Raw genomic sequence first — 24,530 nt, forward strand, 5'->3', positions numbered from 1 at the left:
CAGCGAACTGCTTCACAGCGGAACGATGGTTCGCACCGGTCGGCCACGACATATTCCTCGTGGCCGACGCTGGCGGGACTCCGAGCGATACTTGTCTGCTGTTCAGCTGGAAGCCATGGCCTCCGCTTCGCTGACCAATGTTGTTGCTACCCAGAACGCGTCGTAGTTGTGTACCACCGCCGGCTGGCCGTAAGGCTCGTCGAGTGGCTCGGGCCGCGGTAGACGGCGGTTGATGATGAACGGGATTTGCAGTTCACCGAGGGCTCCGTGGGAGCGGAGTGGCGCGTCCAATCCGCTCAGATCGTGCCACTCGGCATACCGGCCCACGGCCGTACCGGCTTCCGCCAGCAGCACTATGTCTCCGATGCGGTCGGCCGGCTGCTGGTAGATGTCGACCGCTTCCTCTCGGGTGTGCACTGCCTGAACCCCGTCCACCGTGCGCAGTTGTTCGATGACCAGATCCTGGTCCGCGTCACCGGGCAGATAGATGCTGGCGAAAGATCCGAGAGCGCCGTGATGCACCGTGTACGGATCTGTGATCGGCAGGATGACGCGGATACCCTCTGCGCCCTCGCTGTTGGCATCTGTCGAAGCCACACCGAGGATGCGGCGTACCTCGTCCTCGACATAGACCACGCGCGTCACGCCGGCAGCGTCGGTCTTTGCACTCATTCCATGGTCGGCAGTGAGCACGACTACGGCTCCCAACGCATCCAGTTCGGCTGCGTAGGAGTCGATCATGGCGTAGAAGGCGTTCGCCACCTCGGTTCCGGGTGCGTGCTTGTGCTGAATGTAGTCGGTCAACGTCAGATACATCAGGTCCGCACCTCGGGTCTCGAGGATCTTGACCCCGGCAGCCAGCGCGAATTCCGACAGGTCCGCCGAATACACCTGCGGTAGTGGCTTTCCGACCAACTCGAGAACGTTGTCGATGCCGTTCTCCGCCACGGTCGCCTGATCGGCCTTCTCCGCCGAGAAGCAGATGCCGGTCCGAGAGGGCATCTCGAATGTGGTGCCACCGCTCATGCTGGGCCCCTCCTCCACGAGTCCGGCCCCCAGGAGACGTCGTAGCTTGTCCTTTGCGGTCACCACCACCACGTCGAGGCCGGCTTCGTTGGCGGCCCCGAAAACGGTGGGCGCTCGTAGGAACCGCTTGTCGTTCATCAACACTTCTTCACCGGTCGCGGTGTCGAAGATGTAGTTGCCGCTGATGCCGTGAACCTTGGGGGGATGCCCGGTAGCGATGGAGACGTTGTTCGGGTTGGTCAGGGCCGGCATTGCGCAGTGGGCGGGCCAGGAACTCGACTCGCCGTCGAGAATGCCTGCCAGCCAGGGCATCTGCCCGGCCTTCATCGCCTCCACGTGGTAGTCGGGCTCACTGCCATCGATGCAGATCACCACCACCGGCGCGTGCGGCAGAACGTAGTTGCGAGAGTTGATGCTGAACGTGCGCGACTTCATTGTGTAGCTCCTTCTATGGGTGCCCCGTCGGAAACGAGGGCGAGGAAATGTTCTTCGGCTCGGCTGAGGTGGCGGTCGTTGCGGTGTACCAGACAGACCGGCCGCGCCGGCGGCGGCGGGTCGAGGCTCAACTCGGCAATCTTGTTCAACTCGAGCGCATCCTGGCATGCCACTCGTGGCAGGAACGACATACCCAAGCCCGCCGCCACGGCCGCCACGATGGCACCGGTGCTCGCCAAGGTCCACGTCCGAGCGGCGGGTATTCTCCACCGTTCGAGCAAGGATTCCTGGAATTTCCTTGTAGCCGAGCCATCTTCACGTAGGAGGACAACGGAGCCGCGGATCGTGCGCGGATCGACCGTCGAACCTGCCAAGGGGTGAGTGCTGGAGACGATGACGGTCTGCTCCTCAGGTTCGAGCGGCAGTACGGTGAGTTCAGGACTGTTCACCTCGTCGGCGAGAATTGCCACTCCGACATCACCGTCGAACACTCGGCGCAGCAGTGTCGTCGAGTTGTCCACCCGCAGATCGAGAGTGACCTCGGGGTAGGCAGCTGTGAAGCTGCGCAACGCAGTGGGCAGGAACGAGCCTTCGGTAGTGGTCGTCGTTGCCCCTACCACCAGCGAGCCGGTCAACGGCCGCAGGCTCATCTTCGCCAGATCGTCCACCGCTTCGTCGGCAATCGCGATCATACGACGGGCGTGGGCGAGCAGGACGCTACCTGCCTCGGTCGGCGCGAAGCGCCTGCCGGTTCGTTCGATGAGCAGTGATCCGACCTCGACCTCGAGCTGTCGCACATGTGTCGACGCCGTCGATTGGGTGACCCCCAGAGCGCGCGCTCCGGCGGATACGCTGCCGGCTTCCACGACACCCACGTACACCCGCAACCGTTGCAGGCTGGTGAGCGTCATCGAGCCGAGGCGACAGGTTGCGCGTCCGACAACATGGGAGCGTAGTCGGGACTCACTGTCGGAGAGCTGAGTTCATGGACGAATCCTGGGTGCTGCCCGCTCATGATCGCGTGTACCCGATCCGGTTCGATCTCGCCCTGCCAACGAGCGACGACGATGCCGGCCACTGCATTACCGAGCGAGTTCACCACTGCGCGGCACTCGGACATGAACCGGTCGATGCCGAACACCAGCATGACACCGGCCACCGGGATCAGATTCGTCGCGGAAACACTGGTGGTCAGCATCACGAATCCCCCACCGGTGACACCCGCAGTTCCTTTGGACGCCAACAGCATCACGAGAAGCAGAATGACCTGCTGACCCAACGAGAGGTCGATACCGAGTGCCTGAGCGATGAACACCGTCGTCAAGGTGAGGTAGATGCACGTGCCGTCGAGGTTGAAGGAGTATCCGGCTGTGACACTGATTCCCGCCGTGCCTTTCGTGACGCCGATATTTTCCAGTTTGCGCACGATTCCCGGCAACGCGACCTCCGAAGACGACGCACCCAAGGCGAGCAGAACTTCGTCCTTGAAGTAACGCAGCACTCGCCACGGTCGCAAGCCGACCAGCATGAGGATGCCGCCGAGGACCACGACGACGAACACCAGGGACGTGGCATAGAACGTCGCGATCAACTTGGCCAGAGCACCCAATGACGCGGCACCGAAGTTGCCGGCCGTGAAGGCCATCGCCCCGAACACACCGACCGGTGCCGCCCATACGACGATTCTGACCACGTGGAACAGAGCCTCGCTCAGCCGCTCCACACCGCGTGCAATGTCACGGCCGCGCTCCCCCATCAACTGCAAGCTGATGCCGAAAAGGATTGCGAAGAAAAGAATGGGCAGAATGGCACCCGCTGCCAAGCTGGCAATGATGTTGGACGGAATGATCTGAAGGATGTAGTCGTACCAGGACAAGTCCTGGCCGGCAGCGATCCCGTCGGCCACCTTCTCCGTCACTTCGAGAGAGTCGACGTCTGTGTTCAGGCCTGCGCCGGGCTTGATGACGTTGACGGCAAGCAGTCCGAGACCGAGAGCGATCGAGGTGACAACCTCGAAGTAGAGAAGAGATCGAAGGGCAACCTTTCCGACCGAACCGAGATTGGCGACTGCTCCGATGCCGGCGACCACCATGCACAGCACCAAGGGAGCGAGTGTCATCGTCAGTAGGCTGACAAAGGCGTCCCCGAGTGGCTTCAGGGCTTTGCCTGTCGTCGGCCAGAGGAGGCCGACTGCGGTGCCGAGTGCCATGGCAATCAGGACCCAGACGTACAGATGTCGATACCACGGGGTTCGTCGCGCTGCGACTACCACCCGTTCCGCGCTCGATGGATGTGACATGGTCCCGTCCTCCTCGTGGCGATTCGCTACCGCCTGTGACCATGGTCCGAAGCGAATCGGGCACGACCGTGAACGAACTGTGGCCGGTGCATGAACGGGGCAACCAATCTGGCCGACGATCCGATGGGGCCCTATCGAAGAATCAGATGGCCGAGACCTTTCGACTCGTACCCGAAAGCGGATTAGTCCAGCCCCTGATCGTCATCACTTCCCCGACGAAACCCGCGGGAAATGAGCCCTCGCGAAGTCGTCGAATGTTCGCGCTGCGTGCCCGGTCACCTGCTCTACGACGTCTGTCGTCCGATCCTCGGTGCCTCGGGCGATGTCGGCGTCCAAGGCGGCGAGAATCCGTGCAAACCCAGCCGGAAGGCCGTGGTCGCTGTGCAATCGAGCCAATTGGTCGACGGTGATCGAACGATGTGAGATGTCGGTACCGGTCTGGGCGGAGATGATTGCGGCTGCGTTGCCGTAACTCAGAGCGGTGGGCCCGGTGACTATGTGGTCGGTGTTGTGTGGTTCGGGATCCGTCAGACAATGTGCAGCGACGGCGGCTATATCGAGCGCGTCGACGAAAGCAATTCGCCCCACGCCGGTTGCGCTGACTATTTCTCCGTCTCGAACCCCTTCTGCAAGAGGGGTATTGCCGATGAAGTTCTGCATGAACCACGACGGACGCAGGACAGCCCATTCCGCAGCCGTCGAGGCAACCGCGTCGTGGATTTCGCCGAGGCCCGGTGCACCCCGGTCCAATGCGGACGAGCTCAATGCGACGATTCGTCGAACACCCTGTTGCGCTGCCTGCTCGAGGAACGGCCCGACGACCGTCATCGGGTCGGCCGATCCGACGGGTGCGACGAGGTACACCCCGGTGACCCCGTGTAGAGCCCTCGCGTGACTCTCGACATCTGCCCAATCGAAGAACACGTCGTTCGGCGATACAGGAATCCTTGTGGCGAGGCGGGTTCCGACGTTTCTCGCGTCCAGCGCCCGAGCTACGCGACTTCCGGTCGTGCCGGTCGAGCCCAGAACGAGAATCACGCCTTGCCCCCGGCGAATGCTGTGAGGTCGTTCGTCGTGCCGATCGCATCCGCGGCTGCCAACGGACTCCAGTAATCGCGATAGTGCCGGATGTGGCTGCCGTCTGTCGTGACAACGGCGACATACCGCATCGAGTACGCATGTCCGGTCTTGGGTGCAATGCCGGCAAGCTCGAATTCAGCGACAGCGACGTCCGGATCCGTCGTGAGGTGAATGATTTTCGACGTGAGTTCTCGAACGTCGAGGATGTCGCTGTAACCGCTCATGTATTCGCGGATCGCTTCCCGGCCCTCGATCCGAGAGGGGTACCCGACTGCAGCAAAGGGGAATTCGATGACCCCATCTGCTGCCCACAGGTCCGAAAATCCCTCCATATCGTGATCGAGAAGAAGATCCAGCGCGCGGTCCACGATATGTTCTTTCATGTTTCTCCTGTCAGTGGACGATACGGTACCGTCTCGTCCTACCGTACGCGAGACGATACCGTCCCGTCCACCGAGTAGGCTGGTCTCATGAGCCCAGGAAGACCTACCGGTGCGGCAGTTCTCAAGTCGACGGTGACGCATTCGATCGTCGAGGCAGTGCTCGACGAATTTTCCGAGGCAGGTTACGGCCGTTTGTCGATGGAACGAGTGGCGAAGCGAGCTCGGGTCGGAAAAAGTGCTCTCTATCGCCGATGGCCGTCGAAGGAGGAGATGGTGGTTGCCGTGCTGTCCGAGTTCAGCGTCGGACTTTCGGACGCACCGGATACCGGCACGTTCAGAGGTGATCTACGGGCGACGCTCGGTCGGTTCGTCGACTGGATCGACGACCCGCGCTTTTCCAGAATTCTGCCTGACCTGGTGGCCGAGTCTGCCCGCAACCCGCGTCTGGGCGAACTGCACAAGCAGATGATCGGCACGCCGCGGCGGGAGCGTTCGGTTCAGATCTTGGAACGTGCGGTTGCGCGAGGAGAAATACCCGAGCACGTCGACTTCGAGTTGGCGCTGGATCTGATTGCCGGCCCGGTGTATTGGCGCTCGACCGTACGGGGAGCCGGCGTGAACGACAAGTATCTCGACGCGCTGACCGACGTCATTGTCGCGGCACTGACCGGTTCTTGAACGCTACGACCACTGGACTCGAGCGTAGATTAAGTGCCATGTCGCGTTCTACACCACGTCCCGAACCCTTTGTTTCAGCGACTTCTGCTGCGGCGCTGAACGATTTGAGAACGCGACTTCGCGCGACACGGTGGCCGGATAGTCCTGCCGATGCCGGGTGGTCGCTCGGTGTCGACGTCGGCTATCTGCATGAACTCGTCGACTATTGGGCCGACGAATTCGATTGGGCAGCACAGGAGTCGGCCCTGTCGAGACATCCTCGATTTCGAGTCGAGATCGGCGACCTGAACATTCACTTCGTGCACGCACGGGCTGTGTCACCTGTGGGCCCGGCTCTTCCTCTGGTTCTCAGCCATGGGTGGCCGGACTCGTTCTGGCGGTACTCGAAAGTTGTGTCACTGCTGACCGATCCCGGTGCACACGGAGCCGACCCCGCCGATGCCTTCGATGTCATCGTGCCCGACATGCCGGGCTACGGTTATTCCGACCGCCCCACAGGTCCGCCCTTGAATTCGATCGACGTAGCAGGCCTGTGGGCAGAGCTGATGCGCATTCTCGGGTACTCCCGCTACGGTGCCGCCGGTGGCGACATCGGCAGCGCCGTCAGTCGCTACCTGGCACTGGACAACCCCGAGTCCGTCGTGGCCGTCCACCGTATGGATGCCGGACTGCCCGTGTTCACCGGCGATCGCGCCGACCTCTCGCCCCAGGAGCAAGAGTTTCTCGACAGCTCCGCCGCGTGGGGCAGCACCGAGGGCGCATACGCTGCGATGCACCGCACGAAACCGCAGACCGCTGCCGTCGGGTTGACCGATTCGCCTGCCGGGCTGGCCGCCTGGATCGTCGAGAAGCTCCGAGGGTGGACCGACTGCGACGGGGTTATCGAGCGGAGCTTCAGCAAGGACGAGATCCTCACGAATATCACCCTTTACTGGCTCACCGGAACCATCGGGTCGTCGATGCGTATGTACAACGCCAACGGGTCCATTCCGTCGGAGCAGCACGCCCGCCGCGTCGAGGTACCGTCAGGGTTCTCGTTCTTTTCGGGTGACCTGTTCGCGCGGCCGCCCCGCGCCTGGCTCGACCGCGTCGCGAACGTCGTTCGTATAAAAGAACTTCCGCGCGGCGGGCACTTCGCACCGTTCGTGGAACCGGAACTGTACGCGCAGGAACTACGCGACTTCTTCCGGCCGTATCGTAAAGCCCTCGGTTGAGGCGAACAATGAACAACTGCACTCGATCGATCCGACACTGCGGTGACTCACAGCGCGTCGGACTCGTCGAGTTCCAGTGCCAGTTCCATGCATCGCAGGCGCGCAGCAGAAAAGTCGTAGGGCATCATCTGGACGGCATCGGTGAGGCTCGTCGACCCGCACGCAACCCCGTCCGAGGGACCGGGGTGCACCTCGTCCCAGGTGTCGAACCGAGCGTCGTCGGCCTGCGCCAGTCCGGAGCTCTCGATGACCGCGCGGAGGGTGGTCTCGAAGGCGTGCCGTTCGGCCGCCACCACCGCAACCCGCGGGTCGTCGACAGCGACCGAGTCGTCGAGCGCCTCCTCGGCGGCATCGACACGGTCGGAATGCTCTCGCAGGTCCGGCCGGGCGGCCAGAGCGATGAAACGCGACGCCTGAACAGACGCGCCGAGCGCGCCGAATATCCGCTCGGTTACCAGCAGGGTATCGAGGTCGTCCTGCCGCAGGGTCCCCTCACGCAGGTCTGCGAGGCGGTCGCCGACAACATCGGAGAGCAGGCCCACCCTGCTTCCTTTTTGGCGCATACGCTGCACTGCGGTCCGCTGCCGCTCCAGTTCGGCCTGCCGGGCGACGAGGGAGCCCTCCAGCCGCTCCAAGATATGCGCGACGTCGGTGTCTGTGGTGCCGGCCGCATCCGCGAAGGCGTCGCGGATGTCGTCGAGAGCGATGCCGGCGTCGGCCATCCGGCGGATCCACAGCAGCTGGATCATCTCGTCGTAGCCGTACCGGCGGCGGTCGTCGCTCCCCCGCTCCGGTTCCGGGAACAGACCGATCTGGTGGTAGTGACGGATCGCGCGCGGCGTGGTGCCGGCGAAGGCTGCGGCACCCCCGATGGTGACGTGGCGCGGCGGGGTGAAGGACGAGAACATGCGGAGCCTTCCTCGGTGGGCGGGATAGGTCCACTGCACCACATGACGCTACGGAAGGTGCAACTCTGCACCCACTGCATGTTCGAGTGATCACTGTCCGCCGGCAACATCAGCAATCACGAAATACATTCTCTTACAACAATTATCGAACTTCACGCGAAACGACGTACGTGATGCGCGGACGTGCTCTACTTGGCGGGGCCGTCGGACACTCCGACGTCGGGGCCGGATGATCGAGGAGTTCTACTGTGAGAGAATCTGTTACCCGAGCCGTCCTGGCTGCTGCGGCAGCGATCCCGTTGTGCTTCCTGGTTGCGGCACCCGCCGGTGCCGCTCCAGAACCTGCAACTCTGGACGCCACCGGTGATGCGACGCAGATCGCGCTGCAATTCACACTTCGGTCGAGCGCGTACCAAAACGTGTTCTGCCAATACGACGTTCGTCCTGATGGCGGTGGACCGTTGATCGCCAGCGCGGCAACTCCCCTCACCTTCGATGCGCCACCGGTCCCGATCATCATCGGCCCCACCGATCCCGGCACGTACGCGGTGATCTGGGACTGTTTCATCGACGACGGCGTCGTCTTCGAGCAGATCGCCGGGTCGCCCCAGGGTTCACCCACATTGGTCACGGTCGGTGCGCCGGCCGGCCCCGGCACAGGATCGGCAGGTTCGTCGAACGTCGGGCCGATGGGCTTGGACCGAATACTCGCAGGTCTTCTCGGCAACTGAGCATCGGAAACTTCGATACTCGATTTCGGCTATCGAAGCATGCGTCTCGTTCCAGACGGTCACCCGCATTCCTCAGGATGCGGGTGACCGTGTGCAACAACGCGAAATCAGGCCGCAGACGACCCGAAGAAGTCCATGAAGTCGAAGCAAGCCGACCCGAAGCAGCCGGGATCAGGATCCACCGGCGTGATGCCGTCGTCGTAGGTGACGGTGGCGATGTAGGAGCCGGCGTTGTCGCCGAAGCTTTCGCTACCGTCGTTGAACGCGAACGACAGCGGACCTGCGCCGTTGAGGACGACCGGCCCCTCTCCGATCAGAATCGGGTCGCCGTTGCCGATCCTGGCGTACAGGGCCCCGTACTTACCCGCAGGATTCTGGCAATCGACGGTGCAGGTGTCGACCGATCCGTTGGGGCCGTAGTACGTAGCAGTCCCCATGGTCGACGTCGTTGCGGATCCCTCGGCCGTCACGGTCACCGGTGTACCTTCCACCAGCACGAAGTCGGTGGGCTGGTAGCCACCCGTTGTTGCCACGATTGTGTACTGATCTGTCTGTGTCACGGCAGAGGCGGTACCCGGGAGCACTAGCGCTGCACCGGCGGCAACGGCGAAGGTGGCGAGTGCGATCGAGGCCTTGCGGTACTGAACGGCGGACATATACAGCCTTTCGTTGCGGATCAGGGGGATGAACCGGACGTTAGTTCCGCAGTGCAATTGTTTTGCAACCCAATGCCGGCACGCTGTGCTTACATTTCATTTGTGACCGCGCACAGTGCCTGTATCGAACTGCTCGGCACACCGACGGTCCGCGGCACCAGCGTGGTCGACCCGCGAACCATCGGCGGGCCGCGCTGCGTAGAAGCACTCGCCTACTTGACGGTGCATCGGCACCGCGATGTCTCCGCAGACGAACTCGCCTCGATCATCTGGCCACACGGTCGCCCGAAGTCCTGGAATGCCGCAGCCCGAAGTGTCTTGACGAAGGTGCGGGAGGCGCTGAACACGGCAGGCATTCCCGGCGACAGTCTGCGATCGCGCGGCGGCCTCCTTCAACTCGCACTACCCGACTGGGTGCACGTGGATCTCGAAGTGATCCGCGAGTTCTGCCGCCGCTCTGGCGGCGGTTTGCCTGCTCGGGTCAGGGCAGATCGAGCGCACGACGCCCACCGTGCGCTGTCGGACCCCCTCCTGCGCGGAGTCGTCGGAGCGTGGGCGGAGGAACTGCAAGCCGAGCGCGTATCGCTTCTCGTGGCGGCTCTCGACATCGACGCGCAAGCATCGGCCGAAGACGGCTCCTTCGAGCGATCCATCTCCTGCGCCGAGGCCATCATCTCCATCGATCCCTTGGTCGAACGCGCATACCGGCGAGCCATGCGCGGTCACATCGCATTGGGCGACCGAGCACAAGCGCTGGAGGTTGCCGCTCGTTGCCGTACGGCACTCACCGAGCACCTCGGTGTCGATCCGTCGCCCGAGACTGCACAACTCTTCGCCGACGCTCTCCAGAACGACTGGGCGAACACAGAACCCGTCGGGATGGCCACCAAGCTGATCGTGGCCCGGGACAGCGAACTCGATGCGATCGCGCGGACAGTGAACTCGACCGCGCCCGGAGATTGCCACTGCGTGGTCGTGACCGGCGACGCCGGGAGTGGAAAAACGACGTTGGTCCGTGAAGCGATGCGACGGGCACGCGCCACCGGAGTCACGGTGATCTTCGGTCGTTGCAGCGAGGATGCCGTCGTGCCGTTCGAGCCATTCGTCGACGCAATCGAAGGGCAGCTCGACGACGTCGACTCCGCGCAGCTGCGTGATTGGGTCGACGCCAACGGCAACGACGTTCTCAGGCTGCTGCCGGGAAGCGCTCAGCGATTCGCCCACATCGATGTCGAGTCCGACGCGTCGAGCAACGATCGTGTGTCGACGATGAACGCCGTTCGGCGCTGGCTCACCGGTGCTGCCAGGAATACGACCACGATGCTGGTCGTCGACGACCTGCAGTGGGCGTCACCCGCGTCGCACTCCATGCTGCGCTACCTCTTTCAGGTGTGTACGACGGCCTCGATCTGTTTCGTCGTCGTAGCCCGAACCGAATCGCTCGAGGATGTGGAACTGAGCGCGACGCTGGACACGGCCACGCGGTTGGGACAAACCCGACGACTGGAGTTGCGCGAATTCGAGCTGGCACACCTTCGCGAACTCCTCACGGCCCACGAGTCGGACCTCGATCCGGTGCAACTGTTGAACACGACGCGCGGACATCCCCTGTTCGTGACGTCCATTCTGGCGGCCGGCCGTAGCGACGGCCCAGCTGAGCGCTCCGAATATCCCTCCACCATCGTGGGTTTCGTCCGTCGATCCGAGCATCGTCTGGGCGCGGATGCCCGACTGTTGCTGCATGCGTGCGTAGTTGCAGGAATGTCCACACCGCTTGTCGTGCTGCGCGGCGCAACCGGTGAGCTCACGAACGATCGCTTCGAGGACGCGCTCGACGAACTTGTTCGCGCCAGACTGATCGCGCCTGCCGACGACGGAGATCTCTTCGAGGTGCGGCACCCTATCGTTCGCAACGTCGTATACACGGACATCGGTCCCGGCGCTCGCACTGCGCTACATTCCAACATCGGACGTGCGTTGGAACGCACGACTCGAGACAGGCAAGACGCTGCGCGGCTAGCGTTTCATTTCGGCCGGGGTCGCGTCGACGATCGTGTACGTGCGGGCTCGTACGCACACCGAGCCGCCGAGAACGCCTACGCGCTCGGTGCCTACGAAGATGCCTGTCAGCACTACCGTCGAGCACTCGATTGGACGCCCGTCGATGATGCCGCCACCCGGTGTTCCATGTCCATCGGGCTCGGGCTGTCCCAGCGAGCCATGCGCGACCCGAGCGCCCGCGGTACTGCGATGGACGCACTCACGACGGCGCGGCAACTCGGCGATCGAACCCTGCAGCACGACGCGATCGCAGCAAGCACGCGGCGTGGGGTGGAATTCGTACAGCGGTACGCACCCGACGCCGAGCGAGTCGCCGTCATCCATGCCATGTGCGCCGAGTTGGAGGCCGAGGGCCGAACGGTGTCACGCGAGTACGCCGTCCTCGCCATACAGCGCGTCATCGAGCAGGCCTGGGGAGCGGACTACAGCGAGCGTGCCCGCACGATCGTTCACGCTTCCGACATTGCCCGAAGCGTTGGTGAAACAACGCTGTTGGCGTCGGGCAACGTTGCCGCACTCATCGGTTTACGCGTTCCCCATTGCGCCCACCTCGTCGCGGCCGCACTTGCCGACCTCGACGAACTCGTCGACTCGCACCCATCCGTCATGAACGACGCAACAGTGGCGGTGTGGCTCTCGAGGGCGCGAGTCGAAGCGGGAAATCTCGACGGTGCCATGAGATGTCTCGACGCCATCACCGACGCGCACGTCGACGGCGACCCCGAACTTCGCTGGCTCATCGACTACGGACGACTGGGCGTGTCGCTCGCGGCGGGCGATCTGATCGCGTGCGAGGCGGCGTTGGACGGAATACGAGCAGTACCGCCGTCTCCTACTGACACAGGCTATTACGGACGTTTGCTGCCGGCGCTCACCGCTCTGCGGACACTGCGCGGCGACATGGGCGAGATCGTGCGTCAGGCCGAAACAATGCGTGCACACGCGCACGACAATCCTGTATTGCGGCCCGCGCTCGCTGTCGCCCTGATGGACGTGGGTAGGCATGCCGAGGCGACCGAACTGATCGAGTGGTACACGCCGGAGCGCCTGGATGCGATCCCCATCGACCCGATGTGGTTGTCCACCATGGTGTTGATCGCCCGGGCAGCATCCGAGCTGATGCTGAAGTGGCTGTGCGAGTTCGTCTATCGAATCCTGCTCGACCACGAAGACTGTGTGGTGCTCACCTGGGCCAGCCTGTACGGCGTCGTGCACCACCATCTCGCCTCGTTGGCGTGGGCTCTCGAAGACGATGCCTGCGCGCACCGTCACCTCGACGCGGCGCGGACGATACATGCGCAACGGGGATTCGCGGCGTGGTCGGTCGAGACCGACGCGCTCGCGCTGCGAATTCGGGCCGCGACCGGATCTGTCGACGCTGCGGAGGTCGACGCGGTGCTTGCCCGCGCCGAGCGACTCGGCGCGACTGCGGTGCTGCGACGGTTGCGCGCTACGGGGCTCTTACACAGTTAGTTGGACGTGTCCACCGCTGGCCCACCCGCCGCGGCAGCACCAACTACTACACAAACGGTAGTATCACACTTGCGGCAACGGTCGTCGCGCATTCGCCACGGGCCGGGGGGCCGATCGACGGGTACAGGTGCACAAGCCCGGCGACATTGTCGCCGGGCTCGAAGGGGGGATTTGCCATGAAAAGCACAGCTTCAGACCCGCGCCAACTCGGACACGGGACTGTGTACGAACCGCAACACGACTCGCACATGCTTGCCGAAGCAATCGTTGCTCGCGGCATTTCGAGCAACTCACGGGTACTGGACCTGTGTACCGGGTCAGGGATTCAAGCCATGACGGCCGCAACGCTCGGTGCAGATCGAGTCTTGGCAGTGGACATCTCGCAGGCGGCCGTCGAATCGACGCGGGCTGCTGCGCGTCGACTCGGCCTCGATATCGAGGCACGTCAGGGCGACCTCTCCGTCGCACTGACCCACGGCCCCTACGACGTCGTACTGTGCAATCCCCCGTATGTACCGAGTGCGCACCTACCACCCACCGAGGGCCCTTCGGTGGCGTGGGACGCCGGGGTCGACGGGCGAGCGTTCCTGGATCCACTGTGTCGTGCAGCCCGAGCCCTGCTGTCCGACAACGGGTTCCTCCTACTGGTCCAGTCCGAACACGCTGACGTTCCGAAGTCGATTGCGATGATGGAGCAGGGAGGCTTGAGTGCGTCGATCGTCGCCAGACGAACCGTCGACTTCGGACCGGTGCTGCTGGAGCGAGCCGCATGGCTCGAGGCCAACGGCCTCATCGTGCCAGGATGCCGAACCGAAGAGTTGGCAGTGATATTGGCCAAGAGCGACATTGGTGGCTAGGTGTTCATACAGTCCGGAACGACGTCTGCGGGCGTACCGAATAGTGCTCCCGCAACTCGTTGTTGCGGATCTTGCCCGTCGGATTGCGCGGGATTTCGTCGACGAGGATGTAACGCTTGGGGATCTTGTACCGCGCGAGTCGGCCGCCGAGCGCGTCCGCGATGGAATCGAGGGCGACGCTTGCTCCCTCGACCACAGTGATTGCGGCAACAGCAGATTCACCCCATTTTTCGTCGGGGACACCGAACACCGCGCAACTGTCGATCCCGGGCAGTTCGAGTAGTGCCGCTTCGACCTCGGCGGGATAGATGTTCTCTCCGCCGGAGATGATCATGTCCTCGAGACGATCGACAATCGTCACGAAGCCCTCCATGCCCTCGGCAAAGATGGTGCTTCGGAGCTACGACGCGCCCTGAAAACCATCAGGGCACTGAGTAGAAACCTGCAGTTACCGCAGCCAGAAGAACCGAATGCAGATCTGACCACCCTCGTTACGGGCCATCCCTACGAACTGATTGTCCGCGAGCCACCTGAACGGCTCGGAATCGGTCTGGAACACCGGAGCAGTGCGATAGTGGTACTCGCACTCGTCCACGAATTCACCTGCATCCAAACGAGATTCGACGTCGGAGTCGGCCCGATAGTAGCCTTGATTCCGAACGTCGATCAATGACCCGTCCTCGGCGAGCAGCACGTAGCGGGCGTCGAGTTGCACCGTGTCGCCGCGCTCAACGAACCAATCACCCCCGTGGGGAAGGACCTCACCGGTCATTTTCGGGCCCGATACGGGCATCAGCTTGGCCGACACCCTCGGTGCTCGGTTGCTCACGGTCGAGGCCAACCAGCACGGAACGATCATCTCCGCCAACGGCTGTGTCGACGGAGCGATCGCCGACTACCTGATCGACCTCGAACTGCCGGATGTAGGTACTCGCTGCACCATCTGACCCGGCTGAGCCATTCGAGCGGTACGGTGACCGCGGGGATCGGTACGGCTGGAAAACGATATCGGGGGATCATGACTCTGTTCGGTGTGCTCGATCGCGTACTGACTCGACGACTGCCCCTCGAGCCTCCAAAGGACCCCTATGCCGCGATCCTTCCGACCCCGATCGACAACGACGACTTCTTCCTCACCCCTCCCGGCATCGAGGACCTCGCACCCGGTGCGGTCATCCGGCAGCGCACGACCCGCGGTCTGGTGCCCCGGCCGCGAACCACCCTGCATCAGTTCATGGTTGGATCGACCGACGCACGGGGTCTGCCCGCCGGCGTCACCGCCTCACTGCTGATCCCGAAGCGGCCGTGGACCGGGCGTGGACCGCGGCCAGTCGTCGCCCACAACGTGGCCATCGATTCCCTCGGAGCCAAGACCACGCCGTCGTACCGGCTCGTGCACGGTGTCGGTGCCGACCTCCCACCGGTGATGCCGCTCTGGCTCGCCCGCGGATACGCCGTCCTCGTCGCCGATCACCAAGGCCCGCGGATGTCGTACTCCGAAGGCACGATGGCCGGGCATGCCGTCCTGGACTCGCTACGCGGGATGACGGTCGTCGCCCCAGAGCTCGCCGACAGCCCAGTGGTTGCCTACGGCTACAGCGGCGGCGCGATCGCCACCACGTGGACAGCGCAACTGCAGCCAAGCTACGCGCCGGACGTGCGGTTGGTGGGTGCCGTCGCCGGTGGAACGCCCACCGACTTCACGATGCTGCTGGACACTATGAACGGCACCGTCGCGGCCGGCCTGCTGGGTGCGGCGAGCATAGGTCTCGCGCGTGAGCACCCCGAGATGGTGGAGTTGTTCGGCCCGAAGGCGCTGCTGTTGGCGTCGTGGGTGAAGGACATGTCCGTCTTCCCCCTGGCCCTGGGCGGGTTGGTACGCATGCGGATAGAGGACTTCGCGTCCGAGCCCAACCCGTTCGACTCCGACATCGCGCGACGGGTGATCGCCGCGAACCGTCCCGGTGCCGACGCACCATCGGCACCGGTCGCGTTCTTCCACGGTTCCGCCAGCAAGATGATCGGCGATCGCTTCATCCCCGAGGCCGGCGTGACGGCCCTGATCGAGCAGTGGCGCAGCAAGGGTGCCGACGTGCACTACGAGCCCGTGGCAGGCGACCACTTCATCGGTGCCATGACCGGGCTGCCATTTGTGTTGCGTTGGACTGCAGGGCAATTCGCGGTCAACGGTTCGGGTTAGCTCGCCGAGGCGACATAGCGCTGCGACCTCGGAAATGTGGTGCCCCCCAGTCGGACTCGAACCGACACTGTGCAGATTCCAAGTCCCATAAGAGTGGATCCACATGAACGCCCCTGGACTCGATACTTATTTATTTGCAACGTCTTTCGCGCATCACCGTTCGGTCCAATCCATGTCCGAACGTACAGACTTGTGACACCCTCGTGACACCGAACTGCCGCCGATTCTCCCACACCGGACAGTCCTGATCGGTGTCGGACGGCCACGGTGTCGGGTGGACGCAGAGCGTCCTGGCGATCCGACGGTGTGTGCGGACTCGTGACAACGAGACTCATTCGCCCCAAACCCAAGTTGCCCTCGGAACTGCGTTCACCGACATGCGCAATCTGCGCATCTATGCCCAATCCACCTCAGAGGGCGGGCCCGTCTTCGGCAGCCGCGGCGGGAAGTATGGACCATGGAGCGCGAGCGTCGCAGGTGGACGCACAGGTGAACGGCGCTTGACCTGACCGTGAAGTAAAACGTGCAGTACTGCATATTTGCAGTACTGTAGATAGGTGCCCACTACCGAAAAGCCAGGCCGGCGAGACCGTAAGCGTGCCGAGACGCGCGCCCGGATAGAGGAAGCCGCGTTGACTCTCGTGCTCAGGGACGGGCTCGGGGAGACGACCGTGGACGCGATCAGCGATCTGGCCGACATCTCCACCCGGACGTTCTTCAACTACTTCGAAAGCAAAGACAACGCTGTTCTGGGTGTTCACCCCGCCGAAGTCATCGACGAACTGATCGCCGATTACATACACGAGCACCCGGACCCGGCCTTGGTCCCTGCCATCGTCGGCTTGGTGCTCACGGTCATGGGATCCCCTCACTCGAGCCGAGCTCGAATGAAGACCGACCGACTCGAAGTCGTCAAACGGCATCCAGAGATTCTCGGTGGCCAAATGGCGCAATTCACCGCCCGGGCAAGCAAACTCACACAGACCATCGAGACAATGCTCACTGGAACGCCGTTCGAGAAAACGAGTGACAGAACTGCGCACGCCGAACTGCTGTTCGTGCTGTGCGGCGGTGCTGTGCGCATAGCCCTTCGCGAGTGGGCGACATCTCTCGACGACTCCGTCGTTGGAGCCGACTCGAGAGTGACCGACATCGAACGCCGAGCAATCTCGCTCGTGCACGAGCTACGAGAAGGACTGTCATGACAACCGCTGACAAAACCGTCGAACAGGCCCTCGTCACCGACGACAGGCGCAGCATCCTGCTCGTCTTCGCCGGTCTCATGGTGACGATGTTGCTCGCCTCACTCGACCAAACCATCTTCAGTACTGCTCTGCCCACCATCGTCGGCGAACTCGACGGTGTCGACCAGATGCTATGGGTGACAACGGCGTACGTTCTCGCCTCGACGATCATGCTGCCGATCTACGGCAAGGTAGGTGACCTCATCGGCCGAAAGTCGCTGTTCATCTTCGCAATTGCGTTGTTCATGGCGGGATCGATAGTCGGCGGACTCGCTCTAGACATGCCCTGGCTCATCACGGGGCGCGCGATCCAGGGACTCGGCGGCGGCGGCCTGATGATCCTGGCTCAGGCAATCATCGCCGACGTCGTTCCCGCACGCCAGCGCGGCAAGTACATGGGCATCATGGGCGGCGTCTTCGCGCTCTCTTCGGTCGCAGGCCCCTTACTCGGCGGATTCTTCACCGAAGGAATTGGATGGCGCTGGGCTTTTTGGATGAACGTCCCACTGGGCGTGCTCGCGATCGCCTCAGCAGTATTTTTCCTGAGACTCCCCAAGATCGACCACGACAAACCCCGACTGGACGTCACGGGAATGACGCTTCTCGCACTCGCCTCGACGGGCGTGGTGCTCATAACGACATGGGGCGGAACAACGTACGCCTGGAATTCCCCCGCAATAGTCGCCCTGATCATTGCAACGGCCGTTGCAGCTGTCAGCTTCGTCGGTGTCGAGAAGGCAGCCGCGGAACCGATCATGCCGCTACACCTTTTCAAAGACCGAAACTTCAATCTGACCACTGTCGCCGGACTCATCATCGGCGTCTCCATGTTCGGTGCACTCGCCTACCTGCCCACATATCTCCAGATGGTCACCGGCGCGGGAGCAACGAAAGCCGGGTTGCTGATGATCCCTATGATGGCCGGTCTACTGGTGACATCGATCGTGTCCGGCCAACTCGTCAGCAAGACCGGACGCTACAAATACCTACCCATCATGGGCTCGGGAATCGTAGTCCTATCACTGATCTTGCTATCGACGATGACCGCCGGCATGGAAGTGTGGATCATCTGTGCATACCTGGCCGTCATGGGAATTGGACTGGGTATGAGCATGCAGATCCTCGTACTTATCGTGCAGAACTCCTTCCCGATCACCGAAGTCGGCACCGCCACCGCATCGAACAACTACTTCCGACAGATCGGCGCATCCCTCGGCTCCGCGGTGGTCGGCACGCTGTTCGTCTCCCGACTGACCTCACTCTTGGGAGGAGCCTCGACCGACGGATCATCACCGGAGAGTTCGTTGACACCCGAGTCCGTGCGAGCACTACCCGACGCCGCACGAGAGGTCATCGTCAACGCCTACAACGATGCCCTCACACCGGTCTTCCTCTACATGGTGCCCCTGATGATCATCGCGCTGCTGCTTCTGGTCTTCATCGACGAAAAACCCCTGGCGACAACGAGAGAGCGCACTCTGAGCACTCGCAGTAGCTGAGATCGCGAAGGACACGGTGGCGTGTGCGGTGCCGACTCGCACTGGCGGAACGTGCTCGGCAGTATGACAAGACGGCGATGCGGTGGGCAACGTGTGGCCCGAAGCGACTGTAGGTCTATACCTCGCCGGGTTCCTGCACAAGTGCGAAGTCGTACTCGGATATCCACATGGTGTCTGCATCCGGTCCGCGCTTTTCGTACGTTGCGACGAGTGATTCCTTGACACCGAATACTGCGTCGGATTCCAGGTACTCGTCGCCGTCGACGAAGGTGTGTGTCACCAGCCGCTCGTAACCGTCGGCCGAGACGAGGAAGTGCATGTGTGCCGGTCGGTAGGGGTGTCGCCCGAGGCGGGTGAGCATCTGCCCGACGGGCCCGTCGTCGGGAATCGGATACGACGTGGGTTTGATGCCGCGAAAGGTGTACCTACCGTCGGCTCCGGTGACGAAGCGGCCTCGGTTGTTCCAGCGCGGTTGAATGTCGGGTTGCTGGACGTCGTAGTAGCCGTCCTCGTTGTCCGACCACACGTCGACGCACGCGCCCTCGATCGGCGTACGGTCGGTACCGGTAACACGCCCGACGAACAGGCATGCTTCGCCTTTCCCGTCGAGGCTGATGTTCTCGCCCATCTCGCGGATCGGCGCGTTCTCGACGTGGAACGGTCCGAATACCGTGCTGTCGGTGGCATTCTCGGGCCGGCGGTGGTTGATTGCGTCCACGAGCATGGACACGCCGAGTGCGTCCGAGAGCAGGATGAATTCTTGCCGTTCGGGGCCGCTGATCTGTCCCGTTCGGGTGAGGAAGTCGATGGCGAGGTCCCATTCGGCTTCGGTGAGGTTCACGTCCTTGACGAATTCGTGCACGTGACGAACGAGGCTGCTCATGACGACGGCGACACGGTCGTCGGCGGGGATGTTCATGCGTTCGTTGACGGTGTCGACCGATGCGTGTTCGGTGAAGTACTTCATGCGGGTGATCCGCTCCTCGGGTTCGGTCGGGTGCCCTCGTGGGCATCTTGCAGGACCCTGCGAATGGAGTCGCGGTCCAGTGGGCGCGGCGACCAGTACGGCGAGGCGATGGCCTGGTCCGCGACCAGATCCAGCTGATCGGCGGTGACTCCCAGATCCGCGAGCCGGAGCGGCGCACCGATATCGACGGCAAAATCGTGCAGTCCTGCACCCGCCGACCCACCGAACAGTGTCGCGACGTCGGTAAGTGTTTGCGGCACGGATTCTTCGACGAAGCCGATGGTGTGGGGAAGCATGATTGCGTGAGTCTGTGCGTGCGGGAGATCCAATGCACCGCCGAGGGTGTGACACAGCTTGTGGTGCACCGACATTCCCACGCCGCCGAGCACGGTGCCGCACAGCCAGGCACCGTACAGGGCCCCGTCGCGTGCGTCCTGATTGCTGGGGGCCTCGACCAGTGCCGGTAGAGAATCGCGCAGCGCCCTGAGCCCCTCGATCGCCATCAAGGTGTAGATGGGGCTGCCGTCGCGAGCGTAGGTGCCTTCGACGGCGTGCGCTATGGCGTTGAGGCCGCTGGCGACGGTGAGTTCGATCGGCATCGAATCGGTGAGATCAGGGTCGTAGACCACGGTTTCGGGGAGGATCTCCGGTCCGCGCCGCGTGGTCTTGACTCCGTTCTCGGTTTCTCCGAGAACCGGGGTCACCTCCGACCCCGCGTAGGTGGTGGGCACGACGACCTGCGGCAGTCCGGTTCGTGCCGCAATTGCCTTGCCCAGCCCGGTGGTCGAGCCTCCGCCGATGGCGACGATGCAGTCCGCGCCGAAGTTCTCCACCTCGATCAACGCCCGAGCTGTCACCGCGGTCGGTGTGTGCATTTCGGCGACGGCGACGACGCCGACCCCGAGTGCACCCAGAGTCCCCAGCACGCGCGTCGCCTCGTCGTGCTGGTGCGGGGTGGACAGCACGACCGCTCGACTGCATCCGAGCCTCTCGACCTCAGCGGACACCGTCTGCACGCTGCCGCGTCCGAAGACGATGCGGGCGGGTGATCCGCTGTGAACGAAGGAAGACAGAGTCGTGTCCCGGATCATCGGTCGAGCTTGAACAGCGCGGCGGCGTTGCTGCGCCCGATCTTGAGTCTGTCGGCTTCGGAAATGCTCGCCGAGTCGAACCAGTTCGCCGCGTGGTCGACGTTCTCGAAAGGCCAATCGGTGGAGAACATCACGCGCTCGGATCCGAGTTCGAGAAGCGCATCGATCAGAGTTTGGGTGCGAAAGTTGCCCGAGGTGGTGATGAAGAAATTCTCGGTGAAGTAGTCGACCATCCTACGTTTCGCGGGATAGGTGGGCGGCACGTCCACCCACGCGTTGCGGTTGTCGATTCGCCACAGCATGGCCGGGATGCCCTCCCCCATGTGGCCGACCACGATGTTCAGACCGGGATGCTCGTCGAACAGACCGGATGTCATCAGTCGCAGTGCGTGCACGGCGGTCTCCTGGGCGAACGCCCACGTCGGTCCCAGAAGCCACGGGTGGCCCTGGTAGATGCGCGCGTCCTGCTCGAGCGGATTGCGCGGGTGAAGGTAGAACGGCACATCGAGTCGTTCCACCTCTGCCCAGAAGGAACGGTATTGCGGAAGGTCGTAGTACAGCGGGGTGTTTCCGTCGTCCACCGACTCGCTCTGTGAGAACCCGTTGACCAGTGCACCGACGAATCCGAGTTCGGTGACGCATCGCCGCAGTTCCTCGGTGGCTGCGTCGGGATCCTGCAGGGGAAGGGCGGCGAAGCCGCGGAACCGGTCGGGGCGTTTGGCGATTTCCTCCGCGAGCACGTCGTTGGCGCGGCGAGCGATGTCGATGGCGCGCTTGGGCTCTGGGATGGCCTGCACGGCAGGGGCATTGAGGGAGAGAATCATGGTCTCGATGCCGTTGTCGTCCATCAACTTCAGTCGGACATCCTGGATGTCGAGCAACCGCCTCTGCAGCTCGTCCCAGTAGGTACCGGGCACAAATCCCGCTGAGTCGTTGAGGGTCTCGGGGATGGCGAAGTGTTCTTCCAGTGCGATCTTGCCCTGCATGATCTCTCCTCGGGTGTTGTCGGTCGGTCCGGAAATCGGGGGTGTCAGGATGTCGTGGCGAGTAACGCCGACCGGGTCGGTGTTACCGCCTCGATCAGGCTTGTCATCAACTGGGCCAGTTCGTCGTCGGTGCGGGCCAGTCCGTAGATGTAGCCATCGGGCCGCACAATTGCCGCGACGCACTTCTGCGCGGCGAACCAGCGGGTGTACACGCCGGCGGTGTCGGAGGTCGGAGCACCGTCGAACATCGAGGACAGCCCGAAGACGATCTCTCTGCCGCCCAGTCCTGCGAACCGTTCACGGTGGTCACTCGAAATGGTATGCAGCGCAGCATTTCCGTCCGATACCACAAGCCATCCTGTTCCAGCGATGTCGTCGAACAGTGCAGTGCGTGACGAGGTGGAGACCAGTCCCTGGGGAAAGATATCGCCGCTGTTGGCGATCAAACCACCGGACAGCGCCGGGTACTGCAGCTTGTCGGGCTTCTGGTTGGCCTTGCGAGCGGCGATCATTCGCGCATCACGTTCCGCTGCGAGGACGGGGTCTCGCATCGTTTGGACGCGGCCCAGTTCGATCGCCTTCTCGGTGATGAATCGGACGTGCGGCTCGCGTTCGGATTGATAGGAGTCGAGGAGGGCGTCGGGATGCCCGGAGAGAACCATGTCGAGCTTCCACGCCAGGTTTCGGGCGTCGCGGATACCGGACACCATGCCCTGCGCAAGGAACGGCGGCATCTGATGTGCGGCGTCGCCGGCCAGAAAGACGTTGCCTGCGCGCCACTTCGAGGCGATGCACGATCGGAAGGTGTAGTTCGCGACGCGGACGAGCTCGGCGTCGTCGGGGGTCAAGTATGCAGACACACGAGACCACACCCTGTCCTGCTGCACCACCTCGTCTCGTTGCGCGCCACTGTCGAGACGGAACGAGAACCGGTGGTGGCGCGGCCCGATGTTCACGATCGCGATCGGCTCGGCGGGGTCGCACACCTGGCGGAACGTGGGCAGCGTCGGGACGTCGCGAGAGAGCTCGAAGTCGCACACCAGCCAGTTCTCGAAGAAGCCGTAATCGTCGAGCTCCCCGCCGACGACCTCCCGGACGATTCCGTTGCCGCCGTCGCAGCCGACGACGAACTCGGTGTCCACTCGGACGGTGCGGCCCTCTGCGTCGGTGGCGAGAACGGTTGTCACGGAATCGGACTGCTGGATTTCGGTCACGGTATGTCCGCGCCGCACATCGACCGTCGGAAGCGAAGTCAGCAACTCGTCGAGCACGGTCTCGACGTGCGGTTGATGCATCATGTACTGCGATGGCCACCCACTGCGGCCCGGGTTGTCGTACTCGATGTCGAGTAGAACGTCGTCCTGGGCGTTGACCCAGATGTATCCGCGCTGCACGTTGACACCCGGCAGCATCTTCTCCGCGATACCGAGCTTCTGAAACGTGCGCATCGTTTCGTCGTCGAATGCTGCAGCTCGCGGCAGGTTGTAGAGGCCGCTGTACCGCTCGAGAACCACGACGCTGCGCCCCTGGCTTCCGAGAAGGGCGGCCAGCACCATGCCGGTGGGACCGCAGCCGACGACAACGACGTCAGCCGTCGTCTCGTGGCCGGCCTGCGTTGGTTCGAAAGCAGACATGTGGCTGCTCCTCTCGCTGTGACGTTCTGTCGTCGAATGTGATGGCAACCACAACGCTAGAGTTCATTATTAGTGAAGTCAATGCACAGTAGTGAATTTCTTTGAAGGCCGTCGAATTCTCCCCGAGTGCCTAGGGTGGATCCGTGACCGATAATCCAGACTCCGATTCCATCGACGCCTCCGAACGCACGGGTGCTCGCCAGGGCATTCAGTCGGTCGAACTAGCGATGGGTGTCATCGAAGCGCTCGAGCGAGGCCTTGGACCGATGAGCCTGACCCAGATTGCGAACGCCTCGGGAATGGCGGCCAGCAAAGTCCACCGTTACCTGGTCAGCCTCGGCCGTGCCGGTCTGATCGTGCAATCCGGCCGGTCGGGCTTGTACGACTTCGGCCCCGCCATGCGCCGGCTCGGCATCGAATCACTGCGCCGTATGGATGACGTCAGCGTCGCGTCCGAGCACCTCCCGACCCTGCGAGACCGCACCGGCCATTCGGTCAACCTGGCAGCCTGGGGAGATCACGGCCCGGTTCTGGTGCGGTGGGATTACGGCGCACACGCGCTGCCGATCACCATTCGCGTGGGATCGACGATGCCGCTGTTGACGTCTGCCATCGGCCACGTCTACCTCGCGCATCTCCCCGAAACGATGGTCGCACCCTTTCTGCACGACGAGCTCGAGTCGATGGGTGCAACCGCACCCGACGAGGACGAGGTGGCAGCACTTCGCTCGCACGTCCGGCAAAACGGTGTCGCGACAATCTCCGGCGAGGTGATCCCCGGCGTGATGTCGATAGCAGCCCCGGTATTCCCTGCGGGCCAGTCCATTCCCCTGGTGGTAGCAGTGGCGATCCCGGCAAAGATCGGCAGCGCCGAAGTGGTCGCTGCCGCTACCGAGGAATTGCTGCGCGCGACACAGGCAATCTCCGAGGATTTCGGCAGCTCGGGCACCGTGGTCGAGCGTCCCGCCTGACCCGAAAACCACCATCACGTCGAAGTAATTGCGATTTCACTATTGCGCAACTCGTTTCTTTATGTTGAACTGTGATCTGCGCCATACGGGCGTCGAGCCGACCGCACATCACATGCCGTGCCGATCGACGTCGCACG

The 24,530-nt window shown here is 63.1% G+C and carries 23 protein-coding genes; 10 read left to right on the top strand and 13 right to left on the bottom strand.

The features are described from left to right. Positions 1–102: 102 nt before the first annotated feature. From phnA to ASG84_RS15295, 5 genes are all read right to left on the bottom strand, one after another. Positions 103–1,461: a phosphonoacetate hydrolase gene (gene phnA, locus ASG84_RS15275; RefSeq protein WP_057477902.1), complete on the bottom strand. Its 1,359-nt coding sequence runs from the start codon at positions 1,459–1,461 to the stop codon at positions 103–105. Further along, entirely contained in the window at positions 1,458–2,372 is a 915-nt protein-coding gene (locus ASG84_RS15280) for a LysR family transcriptional regulator (RefSeq protein WP_057477903.1), read from the bottom strand. The genes phnA and ASG84_RS15280 overlap by 4 nt, the downstream gene beginning before the upstream one ends. Further along, positions 2,369–3,760 (bottom strand): cation:dicarboxylate symporter family transporter, encoded by a 1,392-nt coding sequence (locus ASG84_RS15285; RefSeq protein ID WP_082521008.1) that lies wholly within the window; start codon positions 3,758–3,760, stop codon positions 2,369–2,371. The genes ASG84_RS15280 and ASG84_RS15285 overlap by 4 nt, the downstream gene beginning before the upstream one ends. Before the next feature lie 204 nt (positions 3,761–3,964). After that, complete coding sequence (locus ASG84_RS15290) at positions 3,965–4,798, bottom strand: NmrA family NAD(P)-binding protein (RefSeq protein ID WP_057477905.1); 834 nt, start codon at positions 4,796–4,798, stop codon at positions 3,965–3,967. After that, positions 4,795–5,223: a nuclear transport factor 2 family protein gene (locus ASG84_RS15295; RefSeq protein WP_057477906.1), complete on the bottom strand. Its 429-nt coding sequence runs from the start codon at positions 5,221–5,223 to the stop codon at positions 4,795–4,797. The genes ASG84_RS15290 and ASG84_RS15295 overlap by 4 nt, the downstream gene beginning before the upstream one ends. 87 nt (positions 5,224–5,310) lie before the next feature. Here ASG84_RS15295 and ASG84_RS15300 point away from each other — a divergent pair, with 87 nt between their 5' ends. Both ASG84_RS15300 and ASG84_RS15305 read left to right on the top strand, forming a co-directional pair. Continuing rightward, positions 5,311–5,901, top strand: coding sequence for a TetR/AcrR family transcriptional regulator (locus ASG84_RS15300; RefSeq protein WP_057477907.1), 591 nt, complete (start codon positions 5,311–5,313; stop codon positions 5,899–5,901). A gap of 38 nt (positions 5,902–5,939) precedes the next feature. After that, a complete protein-coding gene (locus ASG84_RS15305) occupies positions 5,940–7,115 on the top strand; it encodes an epoxide hydrolase family protein (protein ID WP_057477908.1) in 1,176 nt (391 codons plus the stop codon). 47 nt (positions 7,116–7,162) lie between these two features. Here ASG84_RS15305 and ASG84_RS15310 read toward each other — a convergent pair whose 3' ends face one another. After that, positions 7,163–8,023 (bottom strand): MerR family transcriptional regulator, encoded by an 861-nt coding sequence (locus tag ASG84_RS15310; RefSeq protein WP_057477909.1) that lies wholly within the window; start codon positions 8,021–8,023, stop codon positions 7,163–7,165. 248 nt (positions 8,024–8,271) lie between these two features. Here ASG84_RS15310 and ASG84_RS15315 point away from each other — a divergent pair, with 248 nt between their 5' ends. After that, positions 8,272–8,754, top strand: coding sequence for a hypothetical protein (locus ASG84_RS15315; RefSeq protein ID WP_057477910.1), 483 nt, complete (start codon positions 8,272–8,274; stop codon positions 8,752–8,754). A 107-nt stretch (positions 8,755–8,861) separates the two neighbouring features. On the opposite strand, the gene ASG84_RS15320 is transcribed toward ASG84_RS15315, so the two are convergent. Beyond that, positions 8,862–9,410: a hypothetical protein gene (locus ASG84_RS15320; protein WP_057477911.1), complete on the bottom strand. Its 549-nt coding sequence runs from the start codon at positions 9,408–9,410 to the stop codon at positions 8,862–8,864. Positions 9,411–9,512: 102 nt separating this feature from the next. On the opposite strand from ASG84_RS15320, the gene ASG84_RS15325 reads away from it, so the two are divergent. Both ASG84_RS15325 and ASG84_RS15330 read left to right on the top strand, forming a co-directional pair. Beyond that, complete coding sequence (locus ASG84_RS15325) at positions 9,513–12,944, top strand: ATP-binding protein (RefSeq protein WP_057477912.1); 3,432 nt, start codon at positions 9,513–9,515, stop codon at positions 12,942–12,944. A 176-nt stretch (positions 12,945–13,120) separates the two neighbouring features. After that, on the top strand, positions 13,121–13,801 hold the full coding sequence (locus ASG84_RS15330) for a HemK2/MTQ2 family protein methyltransferase (protein ID WP_057477913.1): 681 nt from the start codon (positions 13,121–13,123) through the stop codon (positions 13,799–13,801). 4 nt (positions 13,802–13,805) lie between these two features. Here the strand turns inward: ASG84_RS15330 and ASG84_RS15335 are convergent, their stop codons facing one another. Together ASG84_RS15335 and ASG84_RS15340 are read right to left on the bottom strand one after the other, a co-directional pair. Continuing rightward, the gene (locus ASG84_RS15335) at positions 13,806–14,162 is read right to left on the bottom strand and encodes an AMP-binding enzyme (protein ID WP_235581677.1); all 357 of its coding nucleotides are present in this window, start codon (positions 14,160–14,162) and stop codon (positions 13,806–13,808) included. 87 nt (positions 14,163–14,249) lie between these two features. Further along, positions 14,250–14,594: a DUF3237 domain-containing protein gene (locus tag ASG84_RS15340; protein WP_162248341.1), complete on the bottom strand. Its 345-nt coding sequence runs from the start codon at positions 14,592–14,594 to the stop codon at positions 14,250–14,252. Positions 14,595–14,598: 4 nt separating this feature from the next. On the opposite strand from ASG84_RS15340, the gene ASG84_RS27760 reads away from it, so the two are divergent. The 4 genes from ASG84_RS27760 (at position 14,599) to ASG84_RS15355 (ending at position 18,744) form a co-directional block, all read left to right on the top strand. Further along, positions 14,599–14,748 (top strand): alpha/beta hydrolase, encoded by a 150-nt coding sequence (locus tag ASG84_RS27760; RefSeq protein WP_162248342.1) that lies wholly within the window; start codon positions 14,599–14,601, stop codon positions 14,746–14,748. 71 nt (positions 14,749–14,819) lie between these two features. Then, on the top strand, positions 14,820–16,001 hold the full coding sequence (locus tag ASG84_RS15345; RefSeq protein ID WP_057477916.1) for a lipase family protein: 1,182 nt from the start codon (positions 14,820–14,822) through the stop codon (positions 15,999–16,001). A 557-nt stretch (positions 16,002–16,558) separates the two neighbouring features. Next, positions 16,559–17,206 carry a TetR/AcrR family transcriptional regulator gene (locus ASG84_RS15350; RefSeq protein ID WP_082521011.1) on the top strand — a complete coding sequence of 216 codons (648 nt, stop codon included), beginning with the start codon at positions 16,559–16,561 and terminating at the stop codon, positions 17,204–17,206. Further along, a complete protein-coding gene (locus ASG84_RS15355) occupies positions 17,203–18,744 on the top strand; it encodes an MDR family MFS transporter (RefSeq protein ID WP_057477918.1) in 1,542 nt (513 codons plus the stop codon). Before ASG84_RS15350 ends, ASG84_RS15355 begins: the two co-directional genes overlap by 4 nt. 115 nt (positions 18,745–18,859) lie before the next feature. On the opposite strand, the gene ASG84_RS15360 is transcribed toward ASG84_RS15355, so the two are convergent. The 4 genes from ASG84_RS15360 to mhpA are packed head-to-tail and all read right to left on the bottom strand — an operon-like array spanning position 18,860 to position 23,422. Next, entirely contained in the window at positions 18,860–19,711 is an 852-nt protein-coding gene (locus ASG84_RS15360; protein WP_057477919.1) for a dioxygenase family protein, read from the bottom strand. Then, positions 19,708–20,802: a maleylacetate reductase gene (locus tag ASG84_RS15365; protein WP_057477920.1), complete on the bottom strand. Its 1,095-nt coding sequence runs from the start codon at positions 20,800–20,802 to the stop codon at positions 19,708–19,710. Before ASG84_RS15365 ends, ASG84_RS15360 begins: the two co-directional genes overlap by 4 nt. Then, complete coding sequence (gene tsdA / locus ASG84_RS15370; RefSeq protein ID WP_057477921.1) at positions 20,799–21,788, bottom strand: gamma-resorcylate decarboxylase; 990 nt, start codon at positions 21,786–21,788, stop codon at positions 20,799–20,801. Before tsdA ends, ASG84_RS15365 begins: the two co-directional genes overlap by 4 nt. 44 nt (positions 21,789–21,832) lie before the next feature. Continuing rightward, positions 21,833–23,422: a bifunctional 3-(3-hydroxy-phenyl)propionate/3-hydroxycinnamic acid hydroxylase MhpA gene (mhpA, locus tag ASG84_RS15375; protein ID WP_057477922.1), complete on the bottom strand. Its 1,590-nt coding sequence runs from the start codon at positions 23,420–23,422 to the stop codon at positions 21,833–21,835. A 143-nt stretch (positions 23,423–23,565) separates the two neighbouring features. Here mhpA and ASG84_RS15380 point away from each other — a divergent pair, with 143 nt between their 5' ends. Next, a complete protein-coding gene (locus ASG84_RS15380; protein WP_057477923.1) occupies positions 23,566–24,393 on the top strand; it encodes an IclR family transcriptional regulator in 828 nt (275 codons plus the stop codon). Positions 24,394–24,530: the final 137 nt, after the last annotated feature.

It is taken from the genome of Rhodococcus sp. Leaf278, from assembly GCF_001426085.1.
GTDB lineage: Bacteria > Actinomycetota > Actinomycetes > Mycobacteriales > Mycobacteriaceae > Rhodococcoides.

What these genes read in the sequence shown, in the direction of transcription:
- phnA (WP_057477902.1), bottom strand. Translation starts at nt 1,461, where the DNA reads ATGAAGTCGCGCACGTTCAGCATCAACTCTCGCAACTACGTTCTGCCG.
- ASG84_RS15280 (WP_057477903.1), bottom strand. Translation starts at nt 2,372, where the DNA reads ATGACGCTCACCAGCCTGCAACGGTTGCGGGTGTACGTGGGTGTCGTG.
- ASG84_RS15285 (WP_082521008.1), bottom strand. Translation starts at nt 3,760, where the DNA reads ATGTCACATCCATCGAGCGCGGAACGGGTGGTAGTCGCAGCGCGACGA.
- ASG84_RS15295 (WP_057477906.1), bottom strand. Translation starts at nt 5,223, where the DNA reads ATGAAAGAACATATCGTGGACCGCGCGCTGGATCTTCTTCTCGATCAC.
- ASG84_RS15300 (WP_057477907.1), top strand. Translation starts at nt 5,311, where the DNA reads ATGAGCCCAGGAAGACCTACCGGTGCGGCAGTTCTCAAGTCGACGGTG.
- ASG84_RS15305 (WP_057477908.1), top strand. Translation starts at nt 5,940, where the DNA reads ATGTCGCGTTCTACACCACGTCCCGAACCCTTTGTTTCAGCGACTTCT.
- ASG84_RS15310 (WP_057477909.1), bottom strand. Translation starts at nt 8,023, where the DNA reads ATGTTCTCGTCCTTCACCCCGCCGCGCCACGTCACCATCGGGGGTGCC.
- ASG84_RS15320 (WP_057477911.1), bottom strand. Translation starts at nt 9,410, where the DNA reads ATGTCCGCCGTTCAGTACCGCAAGGCCTCGATCGCACTCGCCACCTTC.
- ASG84_RS15330 (WP_057477913.1), top strand. Translation starts at nt 13,121, where the DNA reads ATGAAAAGCACAGCTTCAGACCCGCGCCAACTCGGACACGGGACTGTG.
- ASG84_RS15340 (WP_162248341.1), bottom strand. Translation starts at nt 14,594, where the DNA reads ATGCCCGTATCGGGCCCGAAAATGACCGGTGAGGTCCTTCCCCACGGG.
- ASG84_RS15345 (WP_057477916.1), top strand. Translation starts at nt 14,820, where the DNA reads ATGACTCTGTTCGGTGTGCTCGATCGCGTACTGACTCGACGACTGCCC.
- ASG84_RS15355 (WP_057477918.1), top strand. Translation starts at nt 17,203, where the DNA reads ATGACAACCGCTGACAAAACCGTCGAACAGGCCCTCGTCACCGACGAC.
- ASG84_RS15360 (WP_057477919.1), bottom strand. Translation starts at nt 19,711, where the DNA reads ATGAAGTACTTCACCGAACACGCATCGGTCGACACCGTCAACGAACGC.
- ASG84_RS15365 (WP_057477920.1), bottom strand. Translation starts at nt 20,802, where the DNA reads ATGATCCGGGACACGACTCTGTCTTCCTTCGTTCACAGCGGATCACCC.
- tsdA (WP_057477921.1), bottom strand. Translation starts at nt 21,788, where the DNA reads ATGCAGGGCAAGATCGCACTGGAAGAACACTTCGCCATCCCCGAGACC.
- mhpA (WP_057477922.1), bottom strand. Translation starts at nt 23,422, where the DNA reads ATGTCTGCTTTCGAACCAACGCAGGCCGGCCACGAGACGACGGCTGAC.